Raw genomic sequence first — 12,917 nt, 5'->3', positions numbered from 1 at the left:
GGGAAAAGGCACAATTTTCAAACGATTTATTAAGATAATTTTAATTGCATATTTCCATGAATGGCTGCGCCGAGCGCTCCTGCGAAATCCGGTTCTTCAGGAATAATCGGTTTGATATCTATGGAGTCTTCTAACATGCTGATAACGCAAGGGTTGTTTGCTACTCCTCCGGCGAATACCAATTCTCCTTTGAGTCCGACCCGGCTGAGCATGTTTGTCGTTCTGCGCACGATGGAGCCATGCAGCCCAAGTGCGATGTCCCGCGGATTTTTTCCTTGCGCCATTAGTGATGTAGCTTCGGTTTCCGCGAAGACGGTACACATGCTGTTGATCATGAGCGGTTCATTGCCGCCGAGTGCATAGTCTCCGAAATCTTCAATGGGAATCTGGAAAACCGTAGCCAGATGCTCCAGAAATTTACCGGTCCCGGCAGCGCAGCGGTCATTCATTTCAAATTTTGCCACTTTGCCTTTGCCGAGCAGGGAGATTGCTTTGGTATCCTGCCCGCCGATATCCAGAATGGTCCGCGCTTCGGGGTAAAGGTGCGATACTCCCAGTGCATACGCCTTGATTTCTGTCAGTGAAAAACATTCGCAGCCGGTAAGTTCTTCAGTAACGAGCTTGCGTCCGTAGCCGGTGGCAGCGATGCTGGCGGGTTTAACGCCGTCCAGTATTTTTTTAATTTGCGAAGATGGATCAAAGGTGGTCGGCAGTTTGCGTTTTTCGATTACCTTTTCGCCGTCCAGTAAGATCAGCTCCATTGATCTCGATCCGATGTCAATTCCTGCTATCATGCGTGCTCCGTAGCCCCCGGCAGTTTACCGGGGGCTATAATATTACGAAATCATTTCCACAAATGCTTCAACACGGGTCTTGAGCTGCTCGGCATCTTCCATGCTGTAATCGGTTTCAATTGCCAGCATGGGAACTTCAGCCTCGGTCAGGGCTTTTTCCACCTTGAAAGTCTCGTGGGTGTAGGGCTGGCAGAACATCAGGGAGTAGTGGATCACTCCGTCTACTTTGGTCTCTTTAGCCAGTTTGGTAATGTTTTCCATGCGCTCATTATTGGGCGTGAAGCAGGCACAGTCGATTTTTAGGTAACGATCACAGATGGCATCGATCATTTCTTCCACTGTTTCAGCGGATTCATCCACCAGATCACGGCTGTTGCGGGTTCCGATGCAGGACTCTTCGGATACAACTACAGCGCCGGAGCTTTCCACAATATAGGGCAGTTTCCAGTTGGGTACTGCCATGGGACATCCTGCGAGCATCAGCCGGGGAGTCTTGTCCGGTACTATGCCTTCGTTTTTAGCGATGCGTTCTTCAATCTGGTCGCAGAGGGCGTTGATGGAATTGGTAAAGCGGACCGGATCATCATAAAAACTTACCTGATTGACGAGCAGCACATCGCGGCCGGAAATCGGTGTGGGCACTGCTGCGCGCAGCGTGTTCAAGCGTTGCAGGGCACGGCGTTTATCATTGACTGTTTTGATGCTTTTCTTAAGGGATTCAGCGGTGATTTTATTTCCGGTCAGTTCTTCAAGTTTTTCTTTGAAGCGCAGTATTTCGGATTTCCAGAGTGCGCGGTCTGATTCTTCTTTGCGCTGCGGGACTTCCATTACATACATGGGAGCCATTTCGCCGAACGCTTCGTAAGCTTTCTTTTTACCGTCACAGGTGGTTTCGCCGATAATCAGGTCGCAGGATTCGGTGTAAGGACAGATTTTAGCCATCTTGAAACCGATAAAAGATTTGATCAGGGCGCAGGTGTTGCGCGGAACTATTGTTTCCGCTGCTTCTGTTCCGGCATCAGCACCGGAGCAGAGTCCCACTTGAATGGCATCAACAGCGAGAGTCAATTCTTCCGGTACGAAAACACAGAATGTGCCTATTACTTTGCGGCCGGCCTTTTGAGCCTCTACCAGTTCCTGAATACGCAGCCCGTGAACTTCTGAAAGCACGAAGTCCAGATATTCCATGCCCTTCAGGCGGCCCTGCTGGCTCATGTAAATGTCGCCGTAGAATTTACCAAGAACCTCCAGCAGCCCCTCATGGGCTTCAATGTCGAGATTCAGGTTTTCCCACATTTCAGTGTATGAAGATTGTTCCATGATCAAATCTCCCGGATAAATTGTTGTCAAATGTTGTTCAGAATTATTCTTGAATAGATTAGTTCAATGTTGGCGACAAATTGATAGAATCTATTACTTGATGATTTATTCATTTATCTACTCTATGTTCTCCGTTTCTCGTACTGGCCTTAACGCCTGCTTTCGTATAACTCCTTTCGTCATAAATATTTCGGGGGATAACTTGAGAAAAAACGAAGCTACAGCATATGCGCGGGGATTGACCCCGGAACGGGAATTTTGCGCGGCCTATATGGATGTCCGTAACCTGCGGTCATTGATCCAGAAAGAGCCGCAGTGCGCAGATACCGAGATAGTCCATGCTGTCTGGGATGTGCTGATTGAGCAGCGTTACAGTTCCCAGCGCATGTCGCAGCTGCTGTACCGGGAATGCGCTAAAACTTTGGGGGCCATCGGTCACGGTTGTCCTGACTCTGCTGTCTCGCATTCTGCCCTGCATTTGCAGATTCAGGCCGCTTCCAGCTGTAAGAAATACGCGGCGGTGGAGGCTTCCGGTGGACTTGGCGTACTGCCGTTTGAAGTTGCACTGCCTGAGCCCCCGGAACCTTTTTCAGGATTCGCCCCCACGGTGAAGTGGGAAACTCTGCTTAAGAACGCAGGTGTTGTAGGCAAACCTGTTTTTTCCGGGCGCAGCGCGGTTATGCGGGCCGAAGGTGATAAGCGTATTTTCGCCATAAAAATTCTACGCCGGGGTGAGACTCCCGAAGGGCTTCATCTTGAAGGACGCTGGATGGAAAGGCTTCGTAATGAGAGTGGCCCGGAAGGCGTGCGGTTTGATTGTCCCGAGCCTTATACCATCGGCGGCCATGTGGTTTTCAAACTGGAAGGATTGCCCGCCGGATCTCCTGAGAACCTGCATGAAGAACTTTACGCCATGGGCTACCACGCCCACAGTGACTATTTTGTCTATCCCAATGACGACCGCGTGGATAAACGGAGTTCAGCGGAAGAAATGCTGGAAATAATGGGTCGCAATTCCTTCCTGCTGGGGCGTCTTGCCGGACGGGGCATAGTACACGATGCACCCATTCCCCTTTTCCATAACCGGGTGCAGGCTACCCGGCGTACGGATGAAGGTGTTTACGAATGGCGTAGATTCGGACGGCTGGATCGCTGGCTGGATTCCTGCCGCTATCCTAATTTTGGACGATCCGGCCTGCGTGATTTTGAGCATTTGCAGGTCATTAAGCCGGGGTGCGATTCTTTTTACTGGGCCATTGGTTCACATTTCATGTCTATCCTGCTGGTGCTGGGCAGCTGGTTCCGGTCACAGGAACCTCAGACCTGCGGACTTGATGCCAATGGTGCACCCGTCGATGCCCGCCACCTTTTCGATGCTGATTTTTTTGAACAGGCTGTAAAATACTGCTTTGACAAATATTATCACGGCTTTACAGGAAAGGAATTCAGCAATGAGATAGACCTGCATGTGCCGGAACTTGTTCAGGAAATGATCAATGAAATGGGTGTTGATCGCCACATGTTCGAGTTCATGCGCGTGGTGGATCAGGAAATTCTGGAAGACGGAGAGTTCCGTAAATATCTCATCAAGTGCGGGATGGACCCGGATAAAGCGTATTCCATAGAAAAGAACAAGGAAGATATTCCCCTGACTACCGGGCCGCATCTTGGCGATTTCAACAGCACTATTTCATTGCCGGAAATTATCGAATGGTCGGCCATGGCTGCGGGATGCTGTATTGCTTCGCGTGCGCTTGGAGATCGCTGGGGATAGGGGAAGTTTTTTTGTTTTGATACTGTTAGACTTTATTCCCGTTCTATTTTGGTGTAATAATTGGGGGGGAATCCCGTAATCAACAGCTTCAGATATGGAGACTCTCATGACCTCTTTTCTTCCCGTTAAGGCCGAAGATTATAAAAAATGTATGGAGCAGCGCCCGGTAACAATTGAAACTTCCATGGGACCGGTAGAATATGCGGCTAGGGGAGAAGGTCCCGTCCTTCTGAGTGTACACGGAGGTCCGGGAGGCTATGATCAGGGACTGGCGATCAGCGAATCCTTTCGTCTGAACGGTTTCAGGATTATAGCGCCTTCACGACCGGGGTATTTGGGAACTCCCCTGTCCAGCGGGCAATCTCTGGAAAGTCAGGGGGATGCTCTCGCGGCCCTGCTTGATGTCCTGGGGCTGGATAGAGTCGCTGTCCTGGGGGCGTCGGCGGGAGGACCGTCCACTTATCTTATGGCTCAGAACCACCCGGACCGGGTATCGGCTCTAATTGAAATCGATTCCGTCTGTATGCGTTATACTAAGGCCGATGAGATTTCCAAGGCTGAGGAATTATTGTTTATGAGCAAGGCCGGTATGTGGTTGATGGATTTTCTTATGAGCCATTTTCCGGCAGCCATGATCAAAAGTTTTCTGCAAACGGAAAGTTCGCTGGCGGAGCACGAGATTCGGGAGAGGGTAAGGCAGGTTTTGAAGGATCCGGCAAAGCTTGCCATGGTTGAAGTTCTGTCTCGCACCATGACAACAAGATACGAAGAGCGTAAAGCCGGGGTAGCCAACGATCTTGAGAAAATGCGGTCTCTTGACAGACTCCCGCTCGACAAGGTCGACTGTCCGACTTTGATCATACATGGAAACGCGGATAATGACGTGCCTCCAGCTCAAGCTGAATATGCAGCGCGCTCAATCGCCGACTCCGAGCTCTACTGGATTGATAAAGGTTCCCATATGGGATTCTGGTTGGCTGATGCTGCTGAGACTGTTCAGCAATATGCAGTGAAATGGTTACGTGAGCAAGTAAGCTAGCTGACCGCTGTTCAAGTTTTTTCAAATATCAGCAGCATGATTTCAGCGCACCTCAAACTCCAAAGCATCCACCCTTCCAAGTTCATCAGAAACGGAAATTCTGTGTTTCCCGATGCTGACTTCCGTAAAAAGCCTTTCGTCAAAATCGCCTTCTCTTACCAGCCTGCCATCAAGGAACCAATATAGGGTTCCGCTGTCCGGTCCGGCTTCGGCCTTGAGTGAAATCTGCTGGAATTTAAGCGGGGTATCCTTGCGCAGCAGGTAGGGCGTGCCGGATGCCGGTGATATAATTTTCGGGGCGATGCCCGCAGGAATAAGGCCGCAATCAGGTGCCAGCGGCGGCATGTGCGGTATTTCCAGATTGTTTTCGGCCCGCCATCTGGCTAATTTCGGCGGAATAGTACGGATGGTCACCGCCTTGATTCCTTTTCTGCCAAGACATTCACCGGAAATCCTGTATCCGCTCTTTCCGTCCACGAAAATCTGGCGGCATTCTTCGCAAGGATGCAGCTTAGTCCTGCCGGATAAAATGCGGATAGTTGTACGGTCGGTACAGAATGGACCGGGCAGCTGTCTGCTGTGGGCGCAGACTTCAACTTCGCTGATGCCGGGACCTTCCGGCGGCGGAGGTAATTTCCCGCCCGGTGCGGCCATGCGCAGCAGGTCAAAAAGCAGCGGTCCGGCGTGAACCGCGCCCGAGATCCCCTTGCGCGGTCTTCCGTCCGGGTTGCCTACCCATACGCCGACAGCATAATTACCGGAAATTCCTACAGCCCATGCATCGCGATGTCCGAACGAGGTTCCGGTTTTCCAAGCTGTTTCCGGCATATCACGGGTCAGCATCCATGTCTCATTCATTTCCGGTCTGGTGACCGAAGAGAGCATTTCAAGGACCAACCATGCCGACTCTGGCGAAAGAATCTGCGTGTCTATTTTGTTTTTTCCGGCAGTAACCTTGAACGGCTTAAATTTTCCGTTCTCCGCGAGTGATGCGTACAGATTAGTCAATTCTGTAAGTTTAATTTCACATCCGCCCAGTGCCAGCGGCAGACCGTATTCCAAGGGTTTTTTATCAAGCGTGCTGATGCCGCCCTTTTTGAGCAGCTCGATAAATTCAGCAATACCGTCTCCGGCAAGGGTGTTTATCGCCGGGATATTCAGGGATTTTGTAAGTGCCTGCCGGACTGTTACCTGACCGTGATATAGCCGGTCATAATTTTTCGGGGAATATCCGGCGTAATCAACCGGGATGTCATAGACAAATGAATCCGGGACCAGAGCGCCCTGATCAAACGCGAGTCCGTATATGAACGGTTTCAGGGTCGATCCGGGAGAACGCTTGGTCGTAGCCAGATTGATGGCTCCACCGAAACCATTCTCAAAAAAGTCCGCCGAGCCGACTAAGGCCCGTATTTCTCGGCTTGGGATGTGGATGATAACGCAGGCGGCATTATCGATATCATCCCCGCGGAGCCGGGCCACATGGCTCTTGAGCATTTCCTGCGCGCCTTGCTGCAAGGTGGAATCGAGGGTGGTGATTGTCTCGGGAATCCGTCCGTTTCGTTCCAGAACCATTCTGCAGAAATGAGGTGCTTCAAGGGGGACCGGTCTTATGGACTGCGGCAACGGTAATCTCATATTGCGTTCAATTTCCCCCTGCGGGAAAACTCCCTTCTCCGCGAGCTGCCGCATTACCCGGTTACGTCCGGTTCTAGCCTGTGCGGGATTCCGCAGGGGATCATAAAAAACAGGACCGCGCGGAATGGTGGTCAGCAGTGCGGATTCCCCCAGCGAAAGTTTTTCCGGTCCATGCCCGAAATAAAAATGGGAAGCCGCGCCGACCCCGACAATATTTCCGCCGTAGGGCAGTATATTCAGGTAGATTTCCAGCAACTCATCGTTTGAATGATGCAGTTTGAGCTGTAGAGCTCGAAAAGCCTCAATTATCTTTGCCCCCAATGTCCGTTCTTTCGGTTTTGTCATGCGCGCAATCTGCATGGGAATGGTCGAAGCCCCTGAAATTACGCGTCCGGCAGATATGTTCATAATTGCAGCGCGTATAATTGAGATCGGATTCACCCCCGGATGATACTCAAACCATTGATCTTCCGAAGCAAGCAGCGTTTTCTTTAAAACCGGTGAGATTTTATCAAAATCAGTATGCATACGCCGTGCTCCGTCCGGCGGCAGGAAAATTCGCAATACTTTGCCGTCACGGTCTTTTACAACCGAGGCCACAGGAGGATGAAGCTTGTGTTCTGGAAAAGGATAAAGAAGATCAAGCGCAAAAAAAGACGCGACAAGAAAGAGAGCTATCCCTCCGAGTATTAAAATACCTCTCTTTCTCATCATGAATTTAGTTTAACCAATAACAACAACTAAAAGTTTTTGGGATTCTTAAACCCTTTCGCAAAAGAGTTTAAGCCCCCGGAGAGACTGCCGGTAGGCTTTCCCCCCGGAGGCATTCTTATTTGATAATCATCTTACCTAATGCGGTGGCAGCTGATTTTTCGGGATCATACATACCTTCCACCTGCACCGGAGGAACTTTGAATTCCCCACGGGTCACGGCGCGGAGCAGGGTCACATTTTCGACCTTGCCCTTGGCTGGGATGTCCGAGAAGACCAGTACCCGGTCATCGCGGATATCCACGTGATCGGGACTTACATTTCCTTTGGCCAGCCATGGTAGGTCTTCACGAGTGGCGAGCTTGGTATTTTCCGGCTCAAGACCGGAAGGCAGCAGGCAGCTTATCACCGCGTTGGGAACATCGTCTTTGGCAGTGATCTCCGTACGCATGGCTACAAGCTGACCTTGTTTGATGGCATCCATTTCCAAAGGATCGCCGTCACGGGTCAGGAATTCCCTTTTGATCTCAATCCCGTCTGCGTGGGGTTTCCAGCTTTTGATGGTCGGAACGGCTCGGCTGTTTATCGCCCAGACGAAGGAACCTTCTTCCGGAGCGGATTCAAGCTCGATGGAAAGGGGAGCGTCACCTTTGACAGTGACCTGCGCGGTTCCGTTGGTTGCAAAGGAGGCAAGCTCCTTTTCTCCGCTCATTATTTTTCCTGCCGGATGCGGGGCGGATTTTGTCTGCGCAAAGAAAGTTCCCAGTGCCAGAAAGCCGAGAGCGTTATCCTGCGTTACATTGCGTCCGCTGTCCGCCATCATATTGTATAATTTATCAGCAAGTTTCGGGATGGCGTTGTCCTTGCGGTCTGCTTCCATGCGCACCAGGAGTTCAAGAGCGAGATCGCGTATTTTAGAACTGAAGAGCTGCTTTTTATCTTTGCCCTTAACCGGAGCGGGCTTGGCGGAGATTAGTTCACGGTATGCCGCCATATCACCGGATGCGGCAAATGCGCCGGCCAGCAGAGTCAGGGATAGTTTATCCATATCCGCTGCCTTGCGTTCCCGAAGATAGTTCATGGGACCGTGCATAACTTTGCCGGAACGGGCAAGAACATACTGGGCGTAACAGGGCAACCGGTAGGAATAGCCGTCCCTGATGGTATCGGCGTAATTGGTGGCGGCATAATGTTTAGCCCGGTTAAGGAGCAGGCTGTCCACCTGATAGCCTGATATTGCGGCCTGTTGCAGAAAGTGCAGCACATAGACCGAGACCCACGGCTCGGAGTTTTGTCCACCGGGCCACATGGCGAAGCCTCCGTCGGAAGTCTGCATCATGGAAAGTCTGCTCAGTGCGGACTGGACCATGAATTGCGGCGATTTTTTATCAAAGGACTGCGGAGAAAGCTCGCGGGCCAGTTCCGGGAATTTCAAAAGCGGAAAGGCTTGCGAAACGGTTTGCTCTGCACATCCGTATGGATAGTGGAGCAGGTAGTCGAGCTTTCCGGCAAGGCGCAGCATAGGCTGGTTGCCGATTATGAGTGTTCGCTGGGCAGTTCCTACACGCATGCCTTCAAGGTTCGCCGGAAGGACGGTTTCTTTGTCTTTTAAAAAACCGGAGCGAGAAGAACGCTGCACAGGCAGGGCCGCGCGGATATTGAGATCAATAGCTGTTTCGGCCGATTCGTCATTGCCGACAGCTGAGAATTTGAAAGCCGCCGGTCCAAGAGCCGCCCCGGTACTGGTACTGAAGAACGTTGTCTTCTGCCTGCCTTGTGGAACGGAGAACCCCATGATTTTCATGGACTGCTGCATGCTTTTGCTTACAGTGAGCTCGAGGTTGAATTTTCCGTCCTGCGGGGTGTCGTTGCGGACGCTCAGCGGAATGTCGAATTTTTCATCCGGCGCAAGGAAACGGGGCAGGGTCGGCGTGACCATCAATGGTGAGCGGACGGTCATTATTTTTGATGCCGAGCCGAATTTTTTGCCATCGCTGACCACGGCCATAATGCGCAGTGCTCCGCTGAATTCAGGGATTTCAGCATTGAAGACGGCTTTGCCGCTCTTGTCTGCGGTGATGATGCCGGACCAGAAAGTGACCGGCTTGACCCTGCGGATACCGGAGCTGCCCGCGAATTGTTTCATCATGGCCAGTTCCATGCCGCCGCCGGCCGCCGCTTTGTTTATTGGGCCGGCATCAGGCATGAGCAGTCCGAAAGTATCGGACCAACGCACACCTAGGGCACGCTTGGCATAGAAGTAATCAAAAGGACTCGGTGTCTTCTGACCGGAAAGACGCAGGATGCCTTCATCCACCGCGGCTATGGTCAGTTTGGCGCCGGGCTTGGTTTTCACCTGCAGGGTGACGGTCTTTTTCGGTCTGGTCGTCTCGGGACAGGTTATATCGATACCGAGTCTGTTGGCTTGTCGGTCAACGAAAAGGGGAACAGCGCCGACAGCCCGCGCACTGGAGCCCGCTTCAAGTTTATTCACAGAGCGGATAAGGGTGGCGGTTACGTATGCGTTGGTGCTGATTCCTTTTTGCACCGGAACTTTGACCGTCGCGGTATTACCTTTGACATCAATGGTTTTGGTCCAGCGGATGGAATTATCTTCAATGGTGATCAGCATGCGTCCCGCAAAGGGGGTGCGGACTTGATACTCAGCCATTTCACCGGGCTTGTAATCCCCTTTTCTGGTGGGAATAATATCAAGACGGGCAGGGTTCTCAAGAGCCCACGGAGAATATCCCCAGCCGCCGCAGAAAAAGTCGGCCTGCGCGGATATACCTGATTCGGGATCACTCAGGATCACCCGGTAACTGCCGAACTCGGCAGGGCTGACCTTGAATGAACCGTTGGCTGCCTTGGCAGAAATTTTACGGGTTTCCAGCAGTTGCGGATCGCGTTCTGTTACATATTTATATGAGCCGGAAGGAGTAGAGCGGACAATGGTCTGCCAGCGGTCACGGTAAAGTTTCATAATCAGCTTACCAGCCGTGGTCTTTTTACCTTCCGGGGTCAGGGTTACATAATCGAGTTTAACAGATTCACCCTGTTCGTATCCCCGTTTGGTCAGTTTTTTCAGGCCGGGATAGAATTTTGAAATGAGGATGGGGTCTGCCTTTGATGCCGTAACTCCCCGTCCGCCTGTCTCGCTTACTCTTGCAACCATTCGGGCCTGAAGGGCGGAGTCGGATTTAAGGCCTGCCGGAATGGGGGCGCTGAATGAAAATTTACCGGACTCATCCAGTTTGGCTTCGGTTTTAAAAATCTCGCGGGATTTGAAGGAGCTTGAGTCGGTATTGAAACGATAAGCTTCGTATCCAGTTGGAGAGAAGACTGCCGATTCGATCATTACCCGTGCTGTAACCGGAAGGTTCTCAGCCGGGGGACCGAATAAATAGCGTCCTTCCACTTCAAAGTTCAGATTCTGCCCCACGGAAGCGGGCTTGGCGGTAATGATTTCCGCGCTGATGCGGTCGGGCATAAAATCTTCCACTGAGTAGCGGAAGTTGCCGATACGCTCATTCCCGGCCAGCAGTTTAATGTTGAACTGTCCGGTGGGTGAATAATCAGGAATGGCCCGTTTGAACTCAATCATGCCCTGATTATCGGTATGCACGGTACGCCGGAAAAGTTCCCGCCCGCGTTGATCCGAGTAGAGCAGTACCACAGGCATTTTTTTAGGCGGCTTAAGGTTGCGGCCCCTGACCACAGCAACGCCTTTGACTGTTTCACCGGGGCGGTAGAGGTTGCGTTCTCCATAAGTGAACGCGGTCAGGCCCTTGGGCGAAAGACGCTGCCCTGCGATATCGAGCCCGGAACGGTCAGTGGCAAAGCGGTCCATGAGCATGAAAGTCATGTCGTTTTTACGGGTTACCACAGCCATATACGGATCACCGATGCCATCACGCATATCTTTTTTCTTAATGATCAGCATCCCCTGTGAATTGGTCGTGCCGGTAGCCATAACCTGATTGCGGTTGCTGATCAGTTGAACTTTGGCATCAAGCACAGGTTTGAGATCAGATAGGGAGGAAATCCAGAACAGGGTCTCATCATCACCCTGTTTGGCGACCACACCTAAATCTGTGATCATCACCCAGCGCTGTACTCCCTGACCTTTGCCCGGAATCGTCGCTGCTATGCGGTAAAGCCCCTTGCCGCCTTCGGCAATGAAACTTTTTATGGACAGAGGAGTTAGTTTTTCCTCATTGATCTTGCCGGAAGTATTAAGTTTGCCCGAGAAAATTCTATTGCCCAGCGCAGCGGAAATGCCACCGCCGTAAGTCGTGGGGTCAAAGGCTATGTATCCATAATGGGTGAAGAGTGAAAAAAGGTTGTTCGGGAAAACCCGGTCCACGTTTATGTTTACCTGCTTGGTGTTGACTGTCTTAATGCCGAGAGTCTTATAGCCGGATTCGGAGAGGAACATGCCTGCTGATGAGAAATCTGCCGTGGGCGCAATGTTCGGGATAGTTACGTTTTCAGTTAATGTCTTTTCAAGCAGGGCGCCGTCTGCGGCGGCGAGGCCTTTTTTCATGACGATGGAATATTTCATACCCGGTTTGAATGGGCCAGAAAGGATCAGTCTTTTGCCGGAAGCGGCTGCGGAAACTTTCACTGCGGGTTTAATCGAGAGCATCTCAAGGCCCTGCGCCGGGATAACCGGGCTGGAAAAACTCAGCTCCACCCTTGCCCCGGTAAGGGAACTTGCGGATTTGTACCCGGAGTAGCTGAGTACCGGGTCGAATACCACTTCGATTTTCTTCTCATAATCCTTACCCAGAATCATGGTCCCGCGTCCGTCGGGCAGTTCCTTGTTTACTTTGAGAATGTATGTTTCAGCTTTTAATTTTTTTTCTACCGGAGCGCTTTTAAAGCTCTGGTCGTAATCATCGTAGTTGCTGGTGATGCTTAAGGGAATTCTCGCGCCGTCAGGACCGGTCAGGGAAATATTTTTGAGCGTGTTTTCGGGAGTTACGTAATTGCTGAAATTGATGAATCCTTCAATGCGGACTTTTCTTCCCTGCCCGGCCACGGGTTCGGTGCGCAGGTCGATCTTTTTGACTCCGAAACTACCGGTCTGGACATGGAAGGTATTTTCTCCGGCAAGCGTTTGGCCTGTGAGCAGGAAATTTTCCGGTTTCAGTTCAATGGTGAAGTTTGTGTCGCCCTTGAAAGCAGGATCGGCGGAAAAGCGCAGGGCATAAGGGTTGATCCAGCGCCACTCACCTTTTACCCTCGGGGTTATGGTGGCGGGTTCTTTTTTCAGCACAGCAGAAGTCTCGGAAGGTCCGATGGGCATGTCAAAGGCCAGCAGCAGTTGTGAATAGCCCTGACTATCCAGACTTACGTCGGTAACCTTTACCCCTTCACCGGAATTCATCCTTGCGGATGCAGATTCGTATTTGCTTTTGAGCAAACCAGCCGCCTGAATAATGCAGAGCATGAGCAGCAGGGCAATGATGATATTTTTTTTGTCCTTGAACGGGGTCGGTCCTCTGTCCATGTTGAAATCCTCTTCTTTATATAACCTATTTAGATTGCGTCAATTTAACTTTTTTATTGTGCCATTTTTTCGCAGCACCGTCATTGCTCAAATTTGTGATTTCCCGATAATATCATAATTGTGATT

General features: G+C 51.3%; 6 protein-coding genes. 2 read left to right on the top strand and 4 right to left on the bottom strand.

Features of this window, described 5'->3' with window-relative positions:
* Positions 1-29: 29 nt before the first annotated feature.
* The gene (locus ACKU35_RS00770) at positions 30-794 is read right to left on the bottom strand and encodes an acyl-CoA dehydratase activase (protein WP_319762177.1); all 765 of its coding nucleotides are present in this window, start codon (positions 792-794) and stop codon (positions 30-32) included.
* 42 nt (positions 795-836) lie between these two features.
* On the bottom strand, positions 837-2,114 hold the full coding sequence (locus ACKU35_RS00765; RefSeq protein WP_319762175.1) for a double-cubane-cluster-containing anaerobic reductase: 1,278 nt from the start codon (positions 2,112-2,114) through the stop codon (positions 837-839).
* Positions 2,115-2,316: 202 nt separating this feature from the next.
* Between ACKU35_RS00765 and ACKU35_RS00760 the strand changes: the two genes are divergently transcribed.
* Together ACKU35_RS00760 and ACKU35_RS00755 are read left to right on the top strand one after the other, a co-directional pair.
* Entirely contained in the window at positions 2,317-3,888 is a 1,572-nt protein-coding gene (locus ACKU35_RS00760; RefSeq protein ID WP_319762173.1) for a SidJ-related pseudokinase, read from the top strand.
* A gap of 106 nt (positions 3,889-3,994) precedes the next feature.
* Positions 3,995-4,927, top strand: a complete 933-nt coding sequence (locus ACKU35_RS00755) for an alpha/beta hydrolase (protein WP_319762171.1) — start codon at positions 3,995-3,997, stop codon at positions 4,925-4,927.
* Positions 4,928-4,969: 42 nt separating this feature from the next.
* On the opposite strand, the gene pbpC is transcribed toward ACKU35_RS00755, so the two are convergent.
* Together pbpC and ACKU35_RS00745 are read right to left on the bottom strand one after the other, a co-directional pair.
* The gene (gene pbpC, locus ACKU35_RS00750) at positions 4,970-7,279 is read right to left on the bottom strand and encodes a penicillin-binding protein 1C (protein ID WP_319762170.1); all 2,310 of its coding nucleotides are present in this window, start codon (positions 7,277-7,279) and stop codon (positions 4,970-4,972) included.
* Between the two features lie 115 nt (positions 7,280-7,394).
* Positions 7,395-12,791, bottom strand: a complete 5,397-nt coding sequence (locus ACKU35_RS00745) for an MG2 domain-containing protein (RefSeq protein ID WP_319762168.1) — start codon at positions 12,789-12,791, stop codon at positions 7,395-7,397.
* Between the last annotated feature and the right edge of the window lie 126 nt (positions 12,792-12,917).

It is taken from the genome of Maridesulfovibrio sp. (assembly GCF_963676065.1).
GTDB lineage: Bacteria > Desulfobacterota > Desulfovibrionia > Desulfovibrionales > Desulfovibrionaceae > Maridesulfovibrio.
The sequence above is the reverse complement of the archived record's forward strand: the minus strand, read 5'-3'. Positions and strand labels throughout refer to the sequence as shown.